We start from the raw sequence: 21,295 nt of genomic DNA on the forward strand, positions 1-21,295 counted from the left end.
GTTTGATTGAATGCTTACAGCAAATCGTACTGCTTGAGTTTCTTGCGCAGCGTGCCTCGGTTCAGTCCGAGCATCTCGCTGGCCTTGGTCTGGTTGCCCTTGACGTAGTTCATCACGCACTCGAGCAGGGGGGCCTCGACTTCGGAGAGCACCAGGTTGTACACATCCGTGACGGCAGCGCCCTCAAGGTGGGCGAAATAATTGTGCAGCGCTTTCTCGACACTCCCGCGAAGGGTCTGGCCTTCTTCGCTTGGGGTATTGAGGTGCTGTTTCAAATTCACGTTGTCGCTCACGGGTGTCGTTCCACTCACTAAAGTCTCGGTCATCATCGTCATGCGGCCACCCCCTCTCCGTCCCCTGTCAGGCTCTTGTAACGTTCAGCGAAGAAGCCCTGAACGTTGGCGCATTGTGCTTCCGTATCTTCCAAACGATTGAAGTGGGCGCGAAACTCCCTGGCGCCCGGCAAGGTTGCGAGATACCAGCCCACATGCTTTCGAGCAATGCGTACGCCCATCACGTCTCCATAGAAGGCGTGCAGCGCAGCCAGATGCTCTAGCAGAATGCGTTCCACTTCGATCAGTTCCAGCGCCGGGAGCTTCTCGCCGGTACGCAGGAAATGGTCGATCTCACGAAAAATCCATGGCCGCCCCTGGGCAGCCCGGCCAATCAACAGGCCATCGGCACCGGTCGCGTCGAGCACGTATCGGGCCTTCTCTGGCGAATCGATATCGCCATTGGCGAAGACCGGCATCGACACCGCCTGCTTGATCGCGGCGATGGTGTCGTACTCGGCTTCCCCGGTGTACAGGTCTGCACGGGTGCGGCCATGGACCGCCAGCGCCGTGATACCTGCCTGTTCGGCGATCTTCGCCACCGTCAGGCCATTCTTGTTGTCCCGGTCCCAGCCGGTACGGATTTTCAGGGTAACCGGCACATCGACTGCCGCCACGACGGCGTGCAGGATCTCGGTTACCAGTGCTTCATCCTTCAACAGTGCGGACCCGGCAGCCTTGTTGCAGACTTTCTTCGCCGGACAGCCCATGTTGATATCGATAATCTGCGCGCCCAGTTCAACGTTGGCCCGGGCCGCATCCGCCAGCATCTGCGCGTCGCCACCGGCAATCTGTACCGAGCGTGGCTCGGGATCGCCTTCGTGGATCATGCGCATCCGCGACTTGCGGGTGTTCCACAAGCTCATGTCGCTGGTGACCATTTCAGAGACTACTAGTCCTGCGCCCAATCGTTTGCACAGCTGACGAAAGGGTTGGTCGGTGACGCCCGCCATGGGAGCGAGAATCAAGCCGTTATGTAATGTGTATGGACCGATGCGTACCGCCGACATAGGACTTCCCTGTTGTGGGGCCGGATCATGAGAGTTCGAAAAAGGGTTGGCATGATACCCGCTCTCGATGACTGGATAAAGGCTGAATTGAACAAAATCTGAACAGTTATGCTGTTATCGCCAGCGGTTTGGCCTGGGCGGGTGAAGTCAGAGGGGCTGTCGTCAATCGGCGATCGGTGAATCGTTTCACTCGGGAGAGTGGAAGCTCAGGCTGTAGTTCACCGCTTTGGCGCCAGGATCGAGAATGTCCAGCGCGATGTGGATCGGTGTTTGCGGAGGCATTTCCACCATGCCTTCGAGGTCGCCCTTGAGGTATTCGCCAGGCTTGAAACGACGGCTGGCGATCAGGTGGCCGTTGAGATCGGCAAAACGCAGCTCCAGCAACGGGAAAGGTTGGGAGAAGGGCGCGCGGTTATAGATGATCGCATCGACCACCAGTGCGCCGCTGAATTCCGGGTGGCTGCGGACCACCAGGTTGCTGCTCTTGATTTTCGCGATATCGACCTTGGAGGGCACCGTGCAACCGATTTGCGGGCACAGTTGCTGGAACCATGGGCGGTATTGGTCCTGTCGGGCCAATTCGTCAAAGTGGTAGGCGACATACTGGCCGATGAGTGCGCCTGCTCCGAGCAGGATCAACAACAGCCAGAAGAACCGGCGGCCCCAGGGCGAACGGCGCTTTTGCCAGTCCAGTTGCAGCGGGTCATCGGTCAGGTCCTGCAGTACCTCGGCGCGTACGCCTGGTTCGCTGCGTTCGCGCCGTTTGCGCAACGGCTCGATCGCGGGCAGGTCGTGATCGGTTTCCTCGGGGGCTGTGGCTGACAGGCGTTCGTGATGAAGGGGCGTGTCCAGCGGATCATGCAGGCGAAGTTGTGGTGGCTGCGGTTCGTCGTCCAGGTCCACCGGCTCCAGCGAAAGCGAGGGTTCGGTGCGCGAGAGCAGGCTGCCCGGTTCGCTCACGGGTTCCGTCGTTTCCATCGCTTCGAGAGCGTCGAGCGTATCGAGGTCGTCAAGTTCATTGGCCGCTGCTCGGTCTGCCGCCGATTCGCTGAACAGGCTGTCGGGCGTCCAGGGCTCTTCGTCATTCTCGGCGCTATCGCGGCGTGCGCTGAGGCTATCTTCCCGGTGCCGGCCGAACTCGGTGATCGGCTGAATTTCCCGCTGTTCGAGCCGGGCGAGCTCTTCATCCAGATCGAGACTGTCCAGATCCAGTTCGGTGGCAGTCCATTGCTTTTGGCTGATGGCTCGCGGTTCCACGGGGGTTGGCGGTTCGACGATTGCCGGGGCAACAGGCGCGACGGGCTCTTTGCCAGCCTGCTCAAGCAATTGCTTGGCAGCGTTGAACACCTGCAGGCATGAACCACAGCGAACGACGCCGCGGGCCACGCTCAACTGAGCGTGGCTGACGCGGAAGCTGGTTTGGCAATGCGGACATTGGGTGACGAAGCTGTCGGTCATGCGGCGATCCGGTGTAGGCAGGCGTTCATTCTAGCGCCGACGGCCGGTAATGCGCACCCAGCCATCGCGATTGGCGATCGGATCCAGATCGAAGTCCTTGGCGTAGGCGGCGGCAACTTCTTCGCCTTGCTCGGCGAGGATGCCCGACAGAGCGAGGCGACCGCCGGACTTGACCAGGCCGGACAGTTGCGGCGCCAGGGAGACCAGTGGGCCGGCAAGGATGTTGGCCACCAGTACGTCGGCCTGAACCTGTGGCATGTCTTCCGGCAGGTACAGCGGGAACAGCTCTTCTGCGATGTTGTTGCGCCCAGCATTGTCGCGGGAGGCTTCCAGCGCCTGCACGTCGATATCGGTACCGACCGCGTGCTTGGCGCCGAGCAGCAGGGCGGCAATCGCGAGGATGCCCGAGCCGCAGCCGAAGTCGAGGACGTTACAGTCTTTGAGGTCCTGGCCGTCGAGCCATTCCAGGCACAGGGCGGTGGTCGGGTGGGTGCCGGTACCGAACGCCAGGCCCGGATCGAGCAACAGGTTCACAGCATCAGGCTCGGGAGCTGCGTGCCAGCTCGGCACGATCCACAGGCGCTGACCGAAACGCATCGGCTGGAAACCGTCCATCCAGCTGCGTTCCCAATCCTGATCTTCGATCACTTCGCTGTGATGTTCGGGCAGTGGGCTGCCGGTCAGCAATTCCAGATGGGCCAGTACCGGGCCGGGCTCGGTACCTCCTTCGAACAGGGCCAGCAGGTGGGTATGCGACCACAGCGGGGTGGTATTGAGTTCCGGCTCGAAGATCGGCTGGTCTTCGGCGTCCATGAAGGTCACCGACACGGCGCCCACTTCAAGGAAAGCGTCTTCGTAGGTTTCGGCTTGTTCTGGGCTGATGGCGAGACGGACTTGCAGCCAAGGCATGGCGGGCACCTTTGAAAAATATTGATTGCAGCCTAGCGGGCTGCGAGAAGCAGGCAAGTTTACGCGAGCGCGCGTAAGAAGACGACAAGGGCGACGCCTGCGTGCTCTTTGTAGGAGCAAAGCTTGCTCGCGATGACTCGGGTACATTCAGCATAGATGTGTATGACGATACGCAATCGCGAGCAAGCTTTGCTCCTACAGGGTGCGGGGGGGCAGAAACAACAAAGCCGCCCGAAGGCGGCCTTGTCATGTGCCGGTCGAAGCTTAGTGCTTCTCGCCAGCCAGCTTGTGCTCGAGGTAGTGAATGTTCACGCCCCCTTTGCAGAAGCCTTCATCGCGGGTGAGGTCGCGGTGCAGCGGGATGTTGGTCTTGATCCCGTCGACCACGATTTCGTCCAGCGCATTGCGCATGCGCGCCATGGCTTCGTCACGGGTTGCGCCGTAGGTGATCAGCTTGCCGATCAACGAATCGTAGTTCGGCGGAACGGCATAGCCACTGTACAGGTGCGAGTCGACGCGAACGCCGTTGCCGCCTGGGGCGTGGAAATGCTTGACCGTGCCTGGGCTCGGCATGAAGGTTTTCGGGTCTTCGGCGTTGATCCGGCATTCCAGTGCGTGACCGCGGATGACGACGTCATCCTGGGTGAACGACAGCTTGTTGCCGGCGGCGATGCTGAGCATCTCCTTGACGATGTCGATGCCGGTGACCATTTCCGAAACCGGGTGCTCTACCTGGACACGAGTGTTCATCTCGATGAAGTAGAAGCGACCGTTTTCGTACAGGAACTCGAAAGTGCCTGCGCCACGGTAACCGATGTCGATGCACGCTTTGACGCAGCGGGCGAGAACTTCCTGGCGAGCCTTCTCGTCAATGCCCGGTGCTGGCGCTTCTTCGAGAACTTTCTGGTGACGACGCTGCAGCGAGCAGTCGCGGTCGCCCAGGTGTACGGCGTTGCCCTGGCCATCGGAAAGAACCTGGACTTCCACGTGACGTGGGTTAGTCAGGAATTTTTCCAGATAGACCATCGGGTTGCCGAACGCTGCGCCCGCTTCGGAGCGGGTCAGTTTTGCCGAGTCAATCAGGTCTTCTTCTTTATGCACTACGCGCATGCCGCGACCACCGCCGCCGCCAGCGGCCTTGATGATCACCGGGTAACCCACTTCGCGACCGATGCGCAGAGCGGTTTCTTCGTCTTCCGGCAGCGGGCCGTCGGAACCTGGAACCGTCGGTACGCCAGCGGCGATCATCGCGTGCTTGGCCGAAACCTTGTCGCCCATCAGGCGGATGGTTTCAGCTTTCGGGCCGATGAAGGCGAAGCCGGAGTTCTCGACCTGTTCGGCGAAGTCGGCGTTTTCCGCGAGGAAACCGTAGCCAGGGTGAATGGCGGTGGCGCCGGTCACTTCGGCCGCGGCGATGATGGCCGGGATGTGCAGGTAGGATTGCGCGGCGGAAGCCGGACCAATGCAGACGGATTCGTCTGCCAGGCCCAAGTGCATCAGCTCTTTGTCGGCCTTGGAGTAAACGGCGACGGTCTTGATGCCCATCTCTTTGCAGGCACGCAGAATCCGCAGGGCGATCTCACCGCGGTTAGCGATCAGAACTTTTTCCAACTTCGCAGTCATCAAAGGCTCTCCGCGGTTCAAACGATGGTGAACAGCGGTTGGTCGTACTCAACCGGCTGGCCGTCTTCGACGAGGATGGATTCGATCACACCGCTGGTTTCAGCTTCGATGTGGTTCATCATCTTCATCGCTTCAACGATGCACAGGGTGTCGCCTTTCTTCACGGTCTGGCCGACTTCAACGAAGGCTGGCGAGGTTGGCGAAGATTTGCGATAGAAAGTACCGACCATCGGCGAACGGGCAACGGTGCCGTTCAGCGCGGGTGCGGCCGCAGCTGCAGGGGCGGCAGCGGCAGCCGGAGCGGCGGCAGCGGCTGGCGCGGCAGCCGGAGCAGGCATTGGAGCCGGCGCGTAGTACTGCTGAGCCGGGGTCTTGCTATGACGGCTGATGCGTACGGACTCTTCGCCTTCCTTGATCTCGAGCTCGTCGATGCCGGACTCTTCCAGCAATTCGATCAGTTTCTTAACTTTACGGATATCCATGAATCATCAACTCCCAAGGGTCGGTCAGGGGCGTTTAGCTTGTTGTTCAAGCTGCTCTAGTGCGGCCTCCAGGGCCAGTCGGTAACCGCTGGCGCCAAGGCCGCAGATCACTCCCACCGCTACGTCGGAGAAGTAAGAGTGATGGCGGAAAGGTTCGCGTTTGTGCACGTTGGACAAATGCACTTCGATGAATGGGATGCTCACCGCCAGCAACGCGTCACGTAATGCGACACTTGTATGCGTAAAAGCTGCCGGATTGATCAAAATGAAGTCCACGCCTTCGCTGCGAGCGGCGTGGATACGGTCGATCAATTCATACTCGGCATTGCTTTGCAGGTGCAGCAAATGGTGGCCGGCTTCACGGGCGCGGCGTTCCAGGTCCTGGTTGATCTGCGCCAGTGTCGTGGCGCCGTAGGTGCCCGGTTCACGGGTGCCAAGCATGTTCAGGTTGGGTCCGTGCAGAACCAGTAGCGTCGCCATCGGCTGTTCCCTTGTTATCGGTGAGCAATTGTCAGAACCCGGCGACTATGCCGCAAAGCCTTTGTGACTGTCCAGTTCTCTGCAATAGCCTGCACGATGACCGATGTTTGCGCAAAATATATGACCGCTTGATTAAATCCGGTCATTTGCCTTGGCGATTCGTTCGGCGAAGTCCCTGGCATTGATCTCGCCGATTACACGCACATCGGTGCGTTCGACCCCATCCTTGCCGAAAAACATCAGTGCCGGAGGACCGAACAGCTTGTAGCGGTCGAGCAATGCCCGCTGTTTGGCATTGCTGGCGGTGATGTCGAAGCGAACCAGTCGATAACCCTTGAGGTGTTCGATGACGGTGGCGTCGTTGAGCACTTCATGTTCGATGACCTTGCAGCTGATGCACCAGTCGGCGTACCAGTCGAGCAGCAGAGGGGTGCCGGACGAGCTGGCTTCGGCGAGTGCGCGATCAAGGTCTGCTGGAGTACTGACAGTTTGCCAGGCGCTGGTGTCAGGGGCTTGCTCGGTGGCCACAACCGTGCGCGACTGGCCGATCGGATTGAACGGGTCGCTCTGGCCGCTGAATCCGCCATACCAGCAGGCCAGTGCATAAAACAGCAGGAACAGCCCAATCAATTGGCCCAGGCGTTTTCTCGGCGGTTTATAGACGAATTCCAGCGCGCCCATGAATAAGCCGACGCCACCGGCCAGCAGGCCGATCAGCAACAACGTGATCTGGCCCGGCAAAACCCGGCTGAGCAAGCCGATTGCCAGCCCCAGCAGCAACACGCCGATGGCATTTTTCACGTAGATCAGCCACGGGCCGCTTTTCGGCAACCAGGCGGCACCGCCAGTGGCCACCAGCAGCAATGGCGCGCCCATGCCGAGGCCGAGCATGAACAGTTTCAAACCACCGCCCAGCGCATCGCCGCTGGCACTGATATACAACAGTGCGCCGGCCAGTGGCGCCGAAACGCAAGGCGAAACCAGCAGGCTCGATACCACGCCGAGCACCGCCGCTCCCCACAGCGAACCGCCTTCGGTGCGGCCGGCAATACGGTCAAGGCGACTGCTGATCGCATGCGGCAACTTGAGTTCGAATACACCGAACATCGCCAGGGCGAACACGGCAAAAAAAAGTGCAAACGGGATCAGCACCCAGGCTGATTGCAGGCGCGCCTGCAGATTGAGCTGCGCGCCGAACAGGCCCATCAGGGCACCCAGCAGGGCAAAGCAGGCGGCCATTGGCAGGACGTAGGCCAGCGACAGATTGAAACCACGCCAGCCACCTACCTGGCCGCGCAGCACCACGCCGGAAAGAATCGGCAACATGGGTAGCACGCACGGAGTGAAGGTCAGGCCAAGGCCGGCGAGGAAGAACAATGCCAGTTCGCGCCAACCCCAGGGGTGGGTGCTCGCGGCATCGCCGCCGCTGCCATTGATGCTCAAGCGTTCGGTTTCTGGCGGATAACACAAGCCTTTGTCGGCGCACCCTTGATAGGTCACGGCCAAGGTGAAAGCGCGTTGATCGGTGCGTGGCAGTACGACGTCGAGAATGCCGTGGTAGACCTCGACATCACCGAAGTACTCATCGTGTTTCTGTTCGCCCTTGGGCATTTGCGCTTGGCCGAGGGTGACGTCGGCCGGATCGGCGCGGAACTGGAAGCGATGGCGGTAGAGGTAATAGCCTTCGGTGGCGACGAAGCGCAGTTTGATCGATTGCGGTGTGCTTTCTACCAGGCTCAACTGGAAGGCTTCGCGCACCGGCAGGAAGTCGGCACTGTTGTTGATCGAGCCCAGGGTGGAACTGGGTCGGCTCTCCAGCAGGCCGGTAGCGGCGGCTGGCAGGGCAAGCACTAGAAGCAACAGGCAGAGCAAACGGCGCATGACGGTCTCGCGTATCGGGGTTGGGGGCATGATAGCGGACAGTCTTGTGGATTGCGCAGTACCCGCAGGAGCGAGGCTTGCCCGCGAACCAGGCGATGCGATCCTGCTGATAGATCGCGTTATCGTTTTTCGCGGGCAAGCCTCGCTCCTACGGGGATTAGGGTGTCCTATTTAACGCGGAAGGCCTGGACGGCTGTATGCAAGCGTCCACCCAGCACCAGCAGATTCTCCCCTTGTTCACGGCCTTCGCCGATACGCAGCAAGTTATCCCCACCCAATTGATGGATGCGCTCACTGTGATCGCGAATCTCGCTGACCGCGCCACTCTGCTGAGCGGTGACATCGGCGATGCGTACGGCAGTGTCGGAAATGGTCTGGATCGCTCCGACGATTTTATCCAGCGCGCCGTCGGCAGCCTGGGCCTGGTTAGCCGTGGCTTCGGCATGTTCGACCTGGGCGCGCATGCCTTCGACCGATTGCCGTGCGGCGGTTTGCAGGCCGGCGATCAAGGTCTGAATCTCTGCCGTGGCCCCGGCGGTGCGTTGCGCCAGCGAGCGGACTTCTTCGGCCACCACGGCAAAACCACGGCCCATTTCCCCGGCTCGTGCCGCTTCAATGGCTGCGTTCAGCGCCAGCAGGTTGGTCTGGTCGGCGATCGAACGGATTACCGTCAATACCCCGCCAATCGTTGCGGATTCTTCAGCCAAGTGCTCTATCATCTGCGCATTGCCTTGCACCTCGCCCACCAGTGCATGCAGGCCGTTCAGGCTCAGGCCGATGACTTTTTGCCCGTGCTCCACCGCCAACCCGGCATGGCGGCTGGCGTCGGCGGCCTGGCTGGCATCGCCGGCAACTTGCTGAATGGTGGCTTCCAGCTCGCCGAGGGAATCGCGGATCAGCGCAGTATCGCCGGCCTGATGCTCAGCGCCGCTGTGCAGGTCATTGCTGAGTTCGGCCAGGGTGCGGCTGCTGCCTGCGACCTGTTCGGCGTTGAGGCGAATGGTGCCTACCAGGTCCACCAGGTAAGCGCGCAAGCGATTGAGCGACGCTTCAATGTCATGCAATTCGCGGTTGGTCTTGCCCAGCTGGATGTCCTGGCTGAAATCACCCTCGGCCCAGGTCGAGAGAGCCGGCGCGAGGTTGGTCAGCGTGCGGGCCAGGCGCCGTTGCAGGGTATCTATGAGCAAGGCGATCAGCAGGATCAGGCCGATCATCACGCACTGCATCAGCCGAACCTCTCCCTGGATCTGCCCGTGCTGGGCGCGTACCACGGGTTCCAGACCGGCAATGGCCTGTTGCACGTCAGCGATTTTCAGGTGGGTCGCGGCGCTCAGTTCAGCGCGCTTCTGGATCTGATCGCGGGTGCGCGCCAGTTCTGCCGGATAGCGGGAGAGCAAGCTGTTCAGTTCACGCTTGAAACCGACACCGGCATCTTCGGCCACGGCTTTCTCGGTGTTTTCCAGGCCCATCATCGCGGCGAAGTCGTCGGTGCTCGATTCGCTGCTGGCCGTTACACCGAGCAGGGGGAGCGCGTCCAGTTGCCCAGCCTGGGCGCGGATGTTGGCGACTTCGCGTTCGACATCGGCGGCCAGTTCACTACGACCGCTGCTGACCAGTTTGTCCCGGGCCAGTGACAGTTTGCCTAGATGCTGGGCGGCGGCGAGTAGCGGTGTCAGGTACGCCGCGTTGCCGTTGGCGTACTGGCTGAGTTGATCGAGGCTGGCACTCAGCTCGCGCTCGGCTTGCAGCAACAGGGCCTGAGGGTCGCCCGCGAGTTTGCCGGCGGCCAGCAGGTCGGTTTTGCTGAACTCGTTAAGGTTCGACAGGCTGGGGCGCAAGGTTTCAGCCAGTGCCGGTGGCAAGTCGTCGAGTGACTTTTGCAGGTTGTCGATGGCCTGGCTGGCACTGCTCAAGCGCAGGGCATCGCCGCTGGCGAGGTAGTCCTCGATGTTGCGCGCCACTTCATTTTGAAATCGCTGAGACAAACCCAAATAGCGCTCCATTAATAGATAAGGGCGCTCAAGGGCTTTTTGCGACCACCATAGTGTGGCGCCAAGGGCCACGCACACGGCGACTAAAAGGAGGGTGTTGAGATTGGTCAGCAGCTTCAGACGCATCGGGGGACTACCAACGGCAGAATGGTAAGCGCCTGAAGTTATTGCGTTTCTGTTACAGGGTTATGACTGAATGGGTCGATTGCGATGAAAAGGTGGCACTTTGCTTTGACGTCCTCGCGGCTTGAACGCGATTGCGCCCTGCGCCTTTGGCTCGATACAGCGCCTCGTCTGCCTGGCTGGCCATCAGCAGGCCGTCGGAGTCTTCGCACAACTCGACCACCCCGGCGCTGAAGGTGCACCACAGATCCTGCGGCTGGGCAGGGTAGTGGATTTCGGCAAAACGCTGGCGGATTTCATCCAGTACATTCCAGGCCGCTTCGAGGTCGGTGTCGGGCATGACGATGGCGAACTCTTCGCCACCGTAGCGACCGATGAAATCGGTCTTGCGCAACCGCTGCTTGAGGAACAGCGCCAGGCTCTTGATCACCCGGTCGCCCATGGGGTGGCCGTGGCTGTCGTTGACCCGTTTGAAATGGTCAATGTCGAGCATGGCAAAACTCAGCGGCTTGTTCTCGCGGCGGGCGCGGAACGAGCAATCTTCGAGCAACTGCAGGATGTGGGTGTGGTTGTACAAGCCGGTGAGACTGTCTCGGACCATCCGTGCTTTCAGATTGCGCGCCCGCGCCGCTCGATTGCGCACGGTGGTGATCAGGTGCCGGGGTTTGATCGGTTTGGTCAGGAAGTCGTCGCCGCCTTCGCTCATGGCGTCGAGCTGCTTGTCCAGGTCATCTTCGGCCGACAGGTAAATGATCGGCACACTGACATAGCGGTCGTTGTGACGAATCACCTTGGCCAGTTCCGTGCCGGTGCAGGCCGGCATGTACATGTCGAGGATGATCAGGTCCGGTTGAAAGTCCGCCAGTTCCGCCATGGCTTGAATCGGCTCGATCAGCGTCCGGGTCACGATCCCCGCACTGTTGAGCAGGCGCTCGGTGTGCAAGGCCTGGGCGCGAGAGTCATCGATGATCAGCACTTTATAAGGTTCGTACTGGGCGACGCAGGTCAGGACTTCGATTTTTTCCAGCAAGCTCGAGGCTTCGAGGGTGCCGGTCAGAAACTCCTGCCCACCGGCGCGCACGGCGGCCAGGCGGGTCGGGGTGTCGGTTTCGTGCAGGCTGAAGAACAACAGCGGCAAACGTTGATCGAGGCCTTCCTGGGCTTCGGCGGCCAGTTTCAGGCCTACACCAGGGCCGTTGAAGTCCACGTCCATGACGATGGCGGCGGGCAAACGCTCGGTCATGGAGGAGCGAAACGCTGCCACGCTGTCCAGTGACTGGGCGCTGAGCCCGAAGAACTCCAGTTGTTTGGCCAGGCGCTCGGCGCGGTCGTGATCCTGCAACATGACGTAGATCGGTTTGCGCAGGGGCGGCAGCAACGTTTGATCGAGCTGGTCACCATGGCGCAGACCGGTGCGCGACAGGCGCTGCATCAAGCGATTGAGGTCGGTGATCAGCCCGCTGCTCAGGCGTCCGCGGTTGGCGTCGACCGCCTCCAGCGACTGGCTGATATGACGTGCCAGTTGAATGTGTTCCGGTTGTTCGAAGCGCTCGGCAAACCGCATCAGGCGCAGATTGGCCTCGCTCAGCTCCGACAATTCGTTGGTGGACCACTCGCTGCGTTGCAGGCGCTGCCATATCTCAAGTATCTGACGTGCCTGATGAATGACCCGCTGGGCAAAGTGGTGCTTGAGGCGCTCGCGGCTGGGATCTTCTGGCTCGGTCATATCCTGACTACTAGTTAGGGTGCACGCTGAGGTCGAGTGGTGGCTCTATGCTAGCACCTCTTTTCCATTACATGAGCGTTGTACGTTAATAATCTGCAATGTGGATGCATTCAGTTTGTGACTGATGGGTCTCTAAACGGCTGATTATTCTCTCAAAAGGCCTGTGCGTTGGGGGGTTGAGGATTTACTCGCAGGTCGGGAAGCCTTCTACGTGACCGTCAAAAGCCTCGCCTGTCAGCGCTTTTCTACGCTTTACTGGTGTGAGTCGACGTGCTTAAGGGCTCAGGGATTCCCTTAGCAGGCCTTTTCAAAAAATCTGACAAAAACAGCTTGTAACGAGCTGCCTCGGTTTTTTTCATGCGGGGCCAGCCAGATTTTTATTCATGTCCGGAAGGCAAATTTTCACCCTGAACCCAACGGCGGGTGCCGGGCCGAGGCACGTTGTTGTATGGTTGTGGTCGAACCGATGAACCCAAGAGCTTGAAAGGAAATCGCCATGCTGGACTGGAAGAACCGCGCCGGTAGCGCGCCTGAACGTGCCGCTGAACCGAAATCGGCTACCCGCAGTTACCTGGGCGGCCTGTTGTTCAGCCGGGCGCTGGCCACGTTGATCGGCCTCTACCTGTTGGTGGCGAGCGTTTTGGGATGGTACTGGAGCGCCGAGCCGGCACTGTTTCCGGTGCAGCAGACGGCTCAATTGGCTGCAGAGCGGGAAGGCAAGCAGATGGTGGTCGGTTATACCACCGTGGAAACCCTCAAGACCGTTGCCGGCACGTTGCTGACCAAACCGGGCGGCTACATATCCAACGACCGTTTCCCGCCAGGCCTGTGGATGGACAACATGCCAAGCTGGGAATACGGCGTGCTGGTGCAGGTGCGCGATTTGAGTCGTGCGCTGCGCAAAGACTTTGCGCGCTCGCAGTCGCAATCCGCTGAAGATGCCGACTTGGCCAAGGCCGAACCGCGTTTCAACTTCGACAATAAAAGCTGGGTGCTGCCGTCCAGTGAGTCCGAGTACCAGGAAGGCATCAATTCCCTGAGTCGTTATCAGGCGCGCCTGTCCGATCCGAATCAAAAGACCGCGCTGTTCTATGCCCGCGCCGACAACCTGAACAACTGGCTGGGTGACGTCGGGACGCGCCTGGGGTCGTTGTCGCAGCGGCTGTCGGCCAGCGTCGGTCGGGTCAAGCTCAACACTGCGCTGAAGACCGAGGTCGTGGCGCCGGGCGTGGCGCCGCAGGTCGACGAAGAAATCGTCGAAACCCCATGGCTGCAGATCGATAACGTGTTTTACGAAGCCCGCGGACAGGCCTGGGCCTTGTCGCATCTGCTGCGCGCCATCGAAGTCGACTTTGCCGATGTGCTGGCCAAGAAGAACGCCACGGTCAGCGTTCGCCAGATCATTCGTGAGCTGGAAGCGTCGCAGGAAACGCTGTGGAGTCCGATGATCCTCAACGGCAGCGGCTTCGGTGTGCTGGCCAACCACTCGCTGGTCATGGCCAACTACATTTCCCGGGCCAACGCGGCGGTGATCGATTTGCGTCAATTGCTGAATCAGGGCTGAGTCATGGTCGATAACGCCAGGGAAGCCGCCCACCGCGCGGCGTCCGATGCCGAGCAGATCGCCTGGGTCGATGAGCAGGACAACCTGCTCGGCGCCCTGGTCCGGTCCGACCTGCGCGAGCGGGGGCTGATCGGGCGTGGCACCTACATTATGTTGTTCAACTCCGCCGGCGAGCTGTGCGTGCATCGGCGGACCTTGAGCAAGGCGATCTATCCCGGTTACTGGGACGTGGCGGCTGGCGGCATGGTGCTCGCCACCGAAACCTACGCCGAATCGGCGGCTCGGGAGCTGGAAGAAGAACTGGGCGTGAGCGGTGTGGAGTTGACCGCCCATGACCACTTCTTCTTCGAGGACACTGGCAATCGCCTCTGGTGTTCGGCGTTCTCGGCGGTGTGGGACGGTCCGTTGGTCCTGCAACCGGAAGAAGTGCTGGAGGCGCGCTTTTTGCCGATCGAAGACGTGCTGCGGGAAATCGAGGAAAAGCCTTATTGCCCGGACTCTTTGGCGGCATTGAAACGTTATCTGAGATCTCGCGGGCAAGACGTCGCAAAAGCGCTATAAATTGGCGCCGATTGGCTCTTAGCAATCGGCGTTTTTGCCGTTACACTGCGCGACCTTTTCAAACTGAACCGGTATTGCTGTTTCTGTAGGAGCGAGCATGCTCGCGAAAAACGCAAGAATGAAACGGGCCGCCTGATGTCCCGCGTCATCGTTGACGTCCATCGCGAGCATGCTCGCTCCTACAGGGGATCCAACCGTTTCAGTAGCGCTGCCCCTGCCTGAGTGGGGCTTCGCGGTCGATAGCCTTGCCCAAGTGCTGCGACCAGTCTTTGTCCTCCCAAGAGGATTGCCGGTGGCCAAAAAAGCCGCATCCTTCGCCGCCTTAGGTGGCTTGGTATTTTCCACCGACGCAGGTCGTCATTGCCCGGAATGCAGTAAACCGGTGGATGCCTGTATCTGCAAACAGACCGTTATCCCGGCCGGCGACGGCATTGCTCGCGTGCGTCGCGAAAGCAAGGGCCGTGGCGGCAAGACAGTGACGACCATCACCGGCGTGCCGTTGGCCGAAGATGCGCTCAAGGAACTGGCCACGACGTTGAAGAAACGTTGTGGTACCGGTGGGGCGTTGAAAGACGGCGTCATCGAAATCCAGGGCGATCATGTCGAGCTACTCTTGGCAGAACTGATCAAGCTCGGATTCAAAGCGAAGAAGTCCGGCGGCTAGCAGCCTCTGTGAAAACCACCTGTGGCTTGATCCAGTCTTGAATGTCTTCAAGGCTGGCGTCGTCACCATGGTTTTCACAGAGCCTGTTCATGACCGGTTTCTAAACTCACTGCGGTCGGCGAGGTCTACCCCCTCGTTGACGAACCGTCATTTTCATTCTTTAGACTGCGCCGGCCTGAATCCAGGCGACGCACTATGACTTCTTTATAGGGGACTTCGATGTCCGTACGACGCACACGCAAAGACGATGGCAGCCAATGGACAGTTGCGGACAGCCGCAGTGTTTACGGGATTCGCCATTGGGGGGCCGGGTATTTCGCGATCAATGACGCCGGTCGCGTCGAAGTTCGTCCGAACGGTCCGAGCAGTCCGCCTATCGATCTGTTCGAGCAAGTCGATCAGTTGCGCAAGAGTGGCCTGTCTTTGCCGTTGCTGGTGCGTTTCCCGGATATCCTTCAGGACCGCGTGCGCCAGCTGACGGGCGCGTTCGACGCCAACATCGAGCGTCTGGAATATCAGAGCAAATACACCGCGCTGTATCCGATCAAGGTGAACCAGCAGGAAGCGGTGATCGAAAACATCATCGCGACCCAGAACGTCTCCATCGGTCTGGAAGCCGGCTCCAAGCCGGAATTGCTGGCAGTGCTGGCATTGGCGCCGAAGGGCGGCACCATCGTCTGCAACGGCTACAAAGACCGCGAGTTCATTCGCCTGGCGTTGATGGGCCAAAAGCTCGGCCACAACGTGTTCATCGTGATCGAGAAGGAATCCGAAGTCGGTCTGGTGATCGAAGAGGCTGCCTCGCTCAAGGTCAAGCCACAGGTTGGCCTGCGCGTACGCCTGTCGTCCCTGGCCTCGTCGAAGTGGGCGGACACCGGTGGCGAAAAATCCAAGTTCGGTCTGTCGGCGGCGCAGTTGCTGTCGGTGGTTGAGCGTTTCCGCGCCGCGGGCCTCGATCAAGGCATTCGCCTGCTGCACTTCCACATGGGCTCGCAGATCGCCAACCTGGCGGACTACCAACACGGCTTCAAGGAAGCGATCCGTTACTACGGCGAATTGCGCAACCTCGGTCTGCCGGTGGACCACATCGACGTCGGTGGCGGCCTGGGCGTGGACTACGACGGTACGCACTCGCGTAACGCCAGCTCGATCAACTACGACATGGACGATTACGCCGGCGTTGTGGTCGGGATGCTCAAAGAGTTCTGCGACGCGCAGAGCCTGCCGCACCCGAACATCTTCTCCGAGAGCGGTCGTTCCCTGACGGCTCACCACGCCATGCTGGTGGTCCAGGTGACCGACGTCGAGAAACACAACGACGACGTTCCACAGATCGAGAACAAGGACGCGCTGCCGGAAACCGTGCAATGGCTGGTGGACCTGTTGGGCCCGACTGACATTGAAATGGTCACCGAAACCTACTGGCGCGCCACGCACTACATGAGCGACGTCGCCGCCCAGTACGCCGATGGCAAGATGACCCTGGCCGAAAAAGCCCTGGCCGAGCAATGCTATTTCGCCGTGTGCCGTCGTCTGCACAACTCGTTGAAGGCACGTCAGCGTTCCCACCGCCAGGTGCTGGACGAGCTCAACGACAAGCTGGCTGACAAGTACATCTGCAACTTCTCGGTGTTCCAGAGCCTGCCGGATACCTGGGCTATCGATCAGGTACTGCCGATCATCCCGTTGCATCGTCTCGACGAAGAGCCGCTGCGTCGTGCGGTGCTGCAAGACCTGACCTGCGACTCCGACGGCAAGATCAACCAGTACGTCGACGAGCAGAGCATCGAAACCAGCCTGCCGGTGCACGCGTTGAACGAAGGCGAGGACTACTTATTGGGTGTGTTCCTGGTGGGTGCCTACCAGGAAATCCTTGGCGACATGCACAACCTGTTCGGTGACACCGACTCGGTGAACATCTACCAGAACGCCGACGGCAGCGTGTACCACGCCGGTATCGAAACCCACGACACCATCGAAGACATGCTGCGTTACGTGCACTTGTCGCCGGAAGAACTGATGACTCACTACCGCGACAAGTGCGCCAGTGCCCGCATCAGCGCCACCGAGCGTACCCAGTTCCTCGACGCTTTGCGCCTGGGTTTGACCCGTTCGTCTTACCTGTCTTCCTGACATCAGCCCCGCTCACATCAGGTTGTCTGAAAATTTTCCGCAAGGCTGCGGAAATTTCAGATGACCTGGTGCGACAACGCTCTTTTTTCCCTGCGAAACGACCTAGGTTTTCAACCTTTCAAGTCATTGGTCCTCTTTTCGCGTAGGTCATTTCCCAAGTTGTATTTCACCTCTCTACTCGGCCATGCCTCTCGGCGAGAATCCCCGGCCGCCCCTCCCGTAGAGAATCGCCGATGTTCGATTCAGTTAACGAACCAGAGTTTCGTCTGGACGTCGCAGGACTGTCCGAGGCCTTCGAAGTGCTGGCCTTTACCGGTAGAGAAGCGATCAGCGAACCCTTTGTGTTCGACGTGGATCTGCTGATTGATGACCCTACACTTGACCTTGCCAGCCTGTTGTACCGACCGGCGTCCTTGCACTTCGGGCCGACGGGAAACAGCATCCATGGACAATTGCACGAACTGGTCCAGCGCGACCATGGCTCGACCGTCAGACTTTGTCATGTACGTCTGGGGCCGAAACTGGCGTGCCTGGCCCAGCGTTTCAGCCAGCGTATCTTCAGCGCCCGTTCGGTGCCGCAAATCCTCGATCAGGTGCTCAGGGAGCATGGAATTGTCGGCCAGGACCGGCGCTTCGAACTGGGCGGTGATTATCCGTTGCAGGATTTCTGCACGCAGTACCGTGAATCGGACCTGCAATTTCTCCAGCGGTTGTGTGCCCAGGAACGGCTGCACTATCACTTTGAACATCGTTCGCAGGGGCACTGCATCGTGTTCGCCGACGGACCGGGGCATTTTCGCGTGGGCGATACGGCGGTCTTCCGGCGCGAGAGTGAGCTGGCAGGTGTACGTCGTTTCGAGGTTCAGCAATCTGCCGGCAACGCACAACCAATTGCTGAAGGCCACACGGATCTGGCGACATTGCGCAGCGGTCAATTGATGCCGCTGGTTGAACACCCCGTAACCGAGTGGAATCAGCGATGGCTGCTGACCCATGTCGAACATCAGGGCAGCCAGGACCCTCTCACCCCTTACAGCAACCAGGTACGCGCCTTGCACTGGGGCGCGATGTTCGAATCACACCATCGTGCACTCATACCCAGGATGCATAGCCTGCAGCGGGCATGGGTGGTGAACGTTGAAGAGCCTCAACCGGATCCGTTGCGACCGGTGGCCGTGCAGTTTGACTGGTCTTATCAGGGCGAGGGGGCGACCCCCGGCCACTGTTGGCTGCCGTTGCAAGCGGCGAGCGGCACACCGTTAAACGAAGGTGCGGAGGTCGTGGTGAGCTTTATTGAGGGCGACCCTGATCAGCCGTTGATCACGGGTGTGCTGCATTTACCTGAATCGGTTCAAGAGCTGGCCGGCCCGGTGATTACCGACCCATGTCCGCCCGATGGCGTGCACGAGTGGTTGCATTCGGGGGAACCCTTGTTGCTGTTATGCCTGTTACCCGGAGGCGGCAGCTTCAATCATTGTGCCCAGGCGCTCTGTACCTGTCGGGCGGCCATGCAGCTCGGCCAGAGCGGTGCAGCATGATCGATTTGCACACGGCCAATACGCTCCCGCAGTGGTTGTTGCTGGATGTGCCGGGCACACCCGAGGCGGGAGTGACATTAAATGAACAGTTCGCCCAGGCCCGAAAGTTCTCGCTGTTCGAGGGCACCGAATGGCATGCGTTGCACGAGCAGGGCCCGGCGCTGATCAATTTACGGACTTGCCCGATGCTGGCCGAGGCGTGCCAGCGCGACCCACAGCACTGGCGTGGCTTGCTGTTAATCAGCGAGGCGTCGGCGTCGACGTTGCTGGCGCATTTGCGGCGCATGCTCACCGTCGGTTTTGGCCTGCATCACCGGGCCTTGCTCAGTTACTACAGCCCGTACACCGCCAGTTACTTCTTCGATGCCTGCGATGCGGGGGAGCTGAGTCGCTGGCTGGGGCCCATCCGCCAGTTGCGCTGGTTTGGTGGCACTTGGGCCGACCGGGCATTCGGCAGTCAGGGGTGGCAGAAATTGCTCAATCCGGGGCTGGCCGTCAGTCCTTTGGCCGTCGAAGAAAGCCTCAGCCAGCGACAGCTGGAAAAACTGCAAACCTGCCTGATGGAGCAGTACGCCTGGCACTGGAGCCAATCCACCACGACAAGTTACGCCTGCCTGTGGACCTGGTTGCAGGAAGGCTTGGCGCTGGGTTTCAGCGAACGCCCGGTACTGGATGGCTGGTTATGGTTACGCCTGCAACATCCCACCGCTGTGCCCGTATCACCCTTATCCGGGCGAACCCAACAGGCTCGGCTAAATAGCCTGCGCAGCCATTGGCAGAATGATCGACCTTGAGTGCCCGTCGTCAGTGCGCGCGGGCGAACCAGCCATCGTTGCGCCGCAGGCGCCAGGCGATTGCGCCGAGGGTCAGGCTACGCAGCAACATGAACAGCAGGAAACTTATCCACAGGCCATGGTTGCCCAACCCTTGTAGTGCCCAGGCAAACGGCGCCAGCAAGGCCACGGTCAGCAGCATGCCGTTGCGCATTTCCCGGGCGCGGGTGGCGCCGATGAACAGTCCGTCGAGCAGGTAGCTCCAGACCGCAATCAGCGGCAATGCAGCGAGATAGGGCAAGTAGATGAACGCCGTGTCGCGCACGCTGACAATGTCAGTCTGCATCTCGATGAACAGGTGCCCGGCCAACACAAACAACACGGCAAACCCAAGGCTTGCCAGTAATGACCAGCCGCAGGCCACCACCAGGGAGCGGCGCAGGGCTTCGCGGTCACGAGCGCCGATGGCATGCCCGCACAGGGCTTCCACGGCGTGGGCCAAACCATCGAGTGCGTGGGCGGTTAGCAACAGGCCATTGAGCAACAGGGCGTTGGCGGCTACGGTGGCATCGCCCAGTCGCGCACCTTGCACCGTAATCAGAAAAAACACCGATTGCAGGGCCAGGCTGCGGATGAAAATGTCGCGATTAACTGCCAGCAACGGACGCCAGCTCTGCCACAACCCCAACGCTGCCCACATGATATGGCCGGGGTAAGCACGCAGGGCCTGGCGAGTCATCAGCAGGCCGATCAAGGCACCGGTCCATTCGGCGATGACCGAAGCCCTGGCTGCGCCGACCACGCCCCATTCCAGTCCCAGGACAAACCACAGGTTCAAGGCGATGTTGACCAGGTTGGTACTGAGCAAAATCACCAGCGGCGCGCGGGCGTTTTGCGTGCCGAGGAACCAGCCGACCAGCGCATAACTGGCCAGCGCCGCGGGCAGGCCGAATAGCCGCGTGTGGAAGAATTCGCGGGTCATCTGGTCCAGTTCTGCCGAGGGCTGCATGAAGTGCAGTGCGACCCCGCTTAACGGCACGCCCGCTGCACCCAGCACGATGGCCAGTCCCATGGCTAACATCAGCCCTTGCAACAGAATCTGCCGCAACGCCGCGCCATCGCCACGCCCGGCGGCCTGGGCGGCAAAGCCGGTGGAGCCCATGCGCAGAAAACCCATGGCCCAGGCCAGGAAGGTATACAGGCTGGCCCCGACCGCAACGGCCCCAAGCTGATGGGCATGGGGCAGGTGACCGATGACGGTGCTGTCGACCAGCGCCACCAACGGTACGGAAATGTTGGAAAGAATCATCGGCGCCGACAGCGCCCAGACCCGATGATGGGTAGGGCGGTCGCGCCAGTCGGCAATCAGGTTGGACATGCGGGCTCCTTGGGGAGCGGGCATTGTAGCGGCACATTCGAAGTTAACGGCGATTCCGTGTAGGAGCTGCCGAAGGCTGCGATCTTTTGATCTTGCGTTTAAAAACCAAAATCAAAAGATCGCAGCCTTCGGCAGCTCCTACAGGGATCGTGTGGTGTCAGTGCATGATCCAGCTGAGCAACCACAACCCCAGCATCAACCAGATGAGCCCCATGATGAACGCCGCATTCATGAACGCGCGGATGGCTGACCATAGCAGCACCAGCCCGAGGACCAGGACAATGATGCTGATGACCGAGGTGTCCATGCCCAGTGCCCGGGACAGGCCGTCGACAAAGTTGCTGCTGGCACGGCTCACCATCTGGAACAAGCCACTGAGGGCATCAACGATGAACCGGATGACCGTACCCAGCGCCTGGCCGAGCCATTCGAAAAAACCTTCTACCTGCATGGAATGAGCGTCCTGATGAATTCGAGTGTTGGGCCATTGAGCACGGTGGCGAGTTCCTTGTAGGCGCTGCCGAAGGCTGCGATTTTTTTGAGTATGGCGCAAAGTCCCGAGTATGACGCGTTCATATGCCTGACCCTCCATATTCGCGAGCAAGCCCGCTCCCACAATTGGTTCAAGGGGTGCCACTCAATCTTTGTCGCTTGCCTTCACCCGTCATC

General features: G+C 60.3%; 19 protein-coding genes. 6 read left to right on the plus strand and 13 right to left on the minus strand.

Annotation, left to right across the window (positions count from 1 at the left end; genetic code table 11):
- Window positions 1–14: 14 nt before the first annotated feature.
- The 10 genes from fis to gcbA all read right to left on the minus strand — a co-directional run bounded on the left by fis (window position 15) and on the right by gcbA (window position 12,015).
- On the minus strand, window positions 15–335 hold the full coding sequence (gene fis / locus ABTV22_RS02935) for a DNA-binding transcriptional regulator Fis (RefSeq protein WP_015093301.1): 321 nt from the start codon (window positions 333–335) through the stop codon (window positions 15–17).
- A complete protein-coding gene (gene dusB / locus ABTV22_RS02940; RefSeq protein ID WP_433738487.1) occupies window positions 332–1,342 on the minus strand; it encodes a tRNA dihydrouridine synthase DusB in 1,011 nt (336 codons plus the stop codon). The genes fis and dusB overlap by 4 nt, the downstream gene beginning before the upstream one ends.
- A 186-nt stretch (window positions 1,343–1,528) precedes the next feature.
- Window positions 1,529–2,800 carry a DUF3426 domain-containing protein gene (locus tag ABTV22_RS02945; RefSeq protein WP_433738488.1) on the minus strand — a complete coding sequence of 424 codons (1,272 nt, stop codon included), beginning with the start codon at window positions 2,798–2,800 and terminating at the stop codon, window positions 1,529–1,531.
- 30 nt (window positions 2,801–2,830) lie between these two features.
- Window positions 2,831–3,709: a 50S ribosomal protein L11 methyltransferase gene (gene prmA / locus ABTV22_RS02950; protein ID WP_433738489.1), complete on the minus strand. Its 879-nt coding sequence runs from the start codon at window positions 3,707–3,709 to the stop codon at window positions 2,831–2,833.
- Window positions 3,710–3,973: 264 nt separating this feature from the next.
- Window positions 3,974–5,332, minus strand: a complete 1,359-nt coding sequence (gene accC / locus ABTV22_RS02955) for an acetyl-CoA carboxylase biotin carboxylase subunit (RefSeq protein WP_433738490.1) — start codon at window positions 5,330–5,332, stop codon at window positions 3,974–3,976.
- Between the two features lie 17 nt (window positions 5,333–5,349).
- Window positions 5,350–5,814, minus strand: a complete 465-nt coding sequence (gene accB, locus ABTV22_RS02960; protein ID WP_433738491.1) for an acetyl-CoA carboxylase biotin carboxyl carrier protein — start codon at window positions 5,812–5,814, stop codon at window positions 5,350–5,352.
- Between the two features lie 24 nt (window positions 5,815–5,838).
- Window positions 5,839–6,294, minus strand: coding sequence for a type II 3-dehydroquinate dehydratase (gene aroQ / locus ABTV22_RS02965; RefSeq protein WP_175387639.1), 456 nt, complete (start codon window positions 6,292–6,294; stop codon window positions 5,839–5,841).
- A gap of 132 nt (window positions 6,295–6,426) precedes the next feature.
- A complete protein-coding gene (locus tag ABTV22_RS02970) occupies window positions 6,427–8,175 on the minus strand; it encodes a protein-disulfide reductase DsbD (protein ID WP_433738492.1) in 1,749 nt (582 codons plus the stop codon).
- A 167-nt stretch (window positions 8,176–8,342) separates the two neighbouring features.
- The gene (locus ABTV22_RS02975; protein ID WP_433738493.1) at window positions 8,343–10,292 is read right to left on the minus strand and encodes a methyl-accepting chemotaxis protein; all 1,950 of its coding nucleotides are present in this window, start codon (window positions 10,290–10,292) and stop codon (window positions 8,343–8,345) included.
- Window positions 10,293–10,344: 52 nt separating this feature from the next.
- Window positions 10,345–12,015, minus strand: coding sequence for a diguanylate cyclase GcbA (gcbA, locus tag ABTV22_RS02980; RefSeq protein WP_433738494.1), 1,671 nt, complete (start codon window positions 12,013–12,015; stop codon window positions 10,345–10,347).
- Between the two features lie 496 nt (window positions 12,016–12,511).
- Between gcbA and ABTV22_RS02985 the strand changes: the two genes are divergently transcribed.
- Together ABTV22_RS02985 and ABTV22_RS02990 are read left to right on the plus strand one after the other, a co-directional pair.
- Entirely contained in the window at window positions 12,512–13,579 is a 1,068-nt protein-coding gene (locus ABTV22_RS02985; protein ID WP_433738495.1) for a DUF2333 family protein, read from the plus strand.
- A 3-nt stretch (window positions 13,580–13,582) separates the two neighbouring features.
- A complete protein-coding gene (locus ABTV22_RS02990) occupies window positions 13,583–14,140 on the plus strand; it encodes an NUDIX hydrolase (RefSeq protein ID WP_433738496.1) in 558 nt (185 codons plus the stop codon).
- An 18-nt stretch (window positions 14,141–14,158) separates the two neighbouring features.
- Here ABTV22_RS02990 and ABTV22_RS02995 read toward each other — a convergent pair whose 3' ends face one another.
- Window positions 14,159–14,311, minus strand: a complete 153-nt coding sequence (locus ABTV22_RS02995) for a hypothetical protein (protein WP_433738497.1) — start codon at window positions 14,309–14,311, stop codon at window positions 14,159–14,161.
- A 121-nt stretch (window positions 14,312–14,432) separates the two neighbouring features.
- Between ABTV22_RS02995 and ABTV22_RS03000 the strand changes: the two genes are divergently transcribed.
- The 4 genes from ABTV22_RS03000 to ABTV22_RS03015 all read left to right on the plus strand — a co-directional run bounded on the left by ABTV22_RS03000 (window position 14,433) and on the right by ABTV22_RS03015 (window position 19,269).
- Complete coding sequence (locus tag ABTV22_RS03000) at window positions 14,433–14,804, plus strand: translation initiation factor Sui1 (RefSeq protein WP_007991289.1); 372 nt, start codon at window positions 14,433–14,435, stop codon at window positions 14,802–14,804.
- 219 nt (window positions 14,805–15,023) lie between these two features.
- Window positions 15,024–16,937 carry an arginine decarboxylase gene (gene speA / locus ABTV22_RS03005; RefSeq protein ID WP_433738498.1) on the plus strand — a complete coding sequence of 638 codons (1,914 nt, stop codon included), beginning with the start codon at window positions 15,024–15,026 and terminating at the stop codon, window positions 16,935–16,937.
- Between the two features lie 233 nt (window positions 16,938–17,170).
- On the plus strand, window positions 17,171–18,475 hold the full coding sequence (locus ABTV22_RS03010) for a type VI secretion system Vgr family protein (protein WP_433738499.1): 1,305 nt from the start codon (window positions 17,171–17,173) through the stop codon (window positions 18,473–18,475).
- Window positions 18,472–19,269, plus strand: a complete 798-nt coding sequence (locus ABTV22_RS03015; protein WP_433738500.1) for a DUF4123 domain-containing protein — start codon at window positions 18,472–18,474, stop codon at window positions 19,267–19,269. The genes ABTV22_RS03010 and ABTV22_RS03015 overlap by 4 nt, the downstream gene beginning before the upstream one ends.
- Window positions 19,270–19,279: 10 nt before the next feature.
- Here ABTV22_RS03015 and ABTV22_RS03020 read toward each other — a convergent pair whose 3' ends face one another.
- Entirely contained in the window at window positions 19,280–20,626 is a 1,347-nt protein-coding gene (locus ABTV22_RS03020) for an MATE family efflux transporter (RefSeq protein WP_433738501.1), read from the minus strand.
- 157 nt (window positions 20,627–20,783) lie between these two features.
- On the minus strand, window positions 20,784–21,077 hold the full coding sequence (locus ABTV22_RS03025; RefSeq protein ID WP_433738502.1) for a hypothetical protein: 294 nt from the start codon (window positions 21,075–21,077) through the stop codon (window positions 20,784–20,786).
- Window positions 21,078–21,295: the final 218 nt, after the last annotated feature.

The sequence above is a fragment of the Pseudomonas putida genome, assembly GCF_050990305.1.
In the GTDB taxonomy this organism is placed as follows: domain Bacteria; phylum Pseudomonadota; class Gammaproteobacteria; order Pseudomonadales; family Pseudomonadaceae; genus Aquipseudomonas; species Aquipseudomonas putida_AH.

Excerpts from the sequence above, each read along its gene's own strand:
- ABTV22_RS02945 (WP_433738488.1), bottom strand. The coding sequence starts at position 2,800 with ATGACCGACAGCTTCGTCACCCAATGTCCGCATTGCCAAACCAGCTTC.
- ABTV22_RS03020 (WP_433738501.1), bottom strand. The coding sequence starts at position 20,626 with ATGTCCAACCTGATTGCCGACTGGCGCGACCGCCCTACCCATCATCGG.
- aroQ (WP_175387639.1), bottom strand. The coding sequence starts at position 6,294 with ATGGCGACGCTACTGGTTCTGCACGGACCCAACCTGAACATGCTTGGC.
- ABTV22_RS03015 (WP_433738500.1), top strand. The coding sequence starts at position 18,472 with ATGATCGATTTGCACACGGCCAATACGCTCCCGCAGTGGTTGTTGCTG.
- ABTV22_RS02975 (WP_433738493.1), bottom strand. The coding sequence starts at position 10,292 with ATGCGTCTGAAGCTGCTGACCAATCTCAACACCCTCCTTTTAGTCGCC.
- ABTV22_RS02985 (WP_433738495.1), top strand. The coding sequence starts at position 12,512 with ATGCTGGACTGGAAGAACCGCGCCGGTAGCGCGCCTGAACGTGCCGCT.
- ABTV22_RS02970 (WP_433738492.1), bottom strand. The coding sequence starts at position 8,175 with ATGCGCCGTTTGCTCTGCCTGTTGCTTCTAGTGCTTGCCCTGCCAGCC.
- ABTV22_RS02995 (WP_433738497.1), bottom strand. The coding sequence starts at position 14,311 with ATGCTCGCGATGGACGTCAACGATGACGCGGGACATCAGGCGGCCCGT.
- ABTV22_RS02990 (WP_433738496.1), top strand. The coding sequence starts at position 13,583 with ATGGTCGATAACGCCAGGGAAGCCGCCCACCGCGCGGCGTCCGATGCC.
- accB (WP_433738491.1), bottom strand. The coding sequence starts at position 5,814 with ATGGATATCCGTAAAGTTAAGAAACTGATCGAATTGCTGGAAGAGTCC.
- ABTV22_RS03010 (WP_433738499.1), top strand. The coding sequence starts at position 17,171 with ATGTTCGATTCAGTTAACGAACCAGAGTTTCGTCTGGACGTCGCAGGA.
- fis (WP_015093301.1), bottom strand. The coding sequence starts at position 335 with ATGACGATGATGACCGAGACTTTAGTGAGTGGAACGACACCCGTGAGC.
- gcbA (WP_433738494.1), bottom strand. The coding sequence starts at position 12,015 with ATGACCGAGCCAGAAGATCCCAGCCGCGAGCGCCTCAAGCACCACTTT.
- prmA (WP_433738489.1), bottom strand. The coding sequence starts at position 3,709 with ATGCCTTGGCTGCAAGTCCGTCTCGCCATCAGCCCAGAACAAGCCGAA.
- dusB (WP_433738487.1), bottom strand. The coding sequence starts at position 1,342 with ATGTCGGCGGTACGCATCGGTCCATACACATTACATAACGGCTTGATT.
- accC (WP_433738490.1), bottom strand. The coding sequence starts at position 5,332 with ATGACTGCGAAGTTGGAAAAAGTTCTGATCGCTAACCGCGGTGAGATC.
- speA (WP_433738498.1), top strand. The coding sequence starts at position 15,024 with ATGTCCGTACGACGCACACGCAAAGACGATGGCAGCCAATGGACAGTT.
- ABTV22_RS03025 (WP_433738502.1), bottom strand. The coding sequence starts at position 21,077 with ATGCAGGTAGAAGGTTTTTTCGAATGGCTCGGCCAGGCGCTGGGTACG.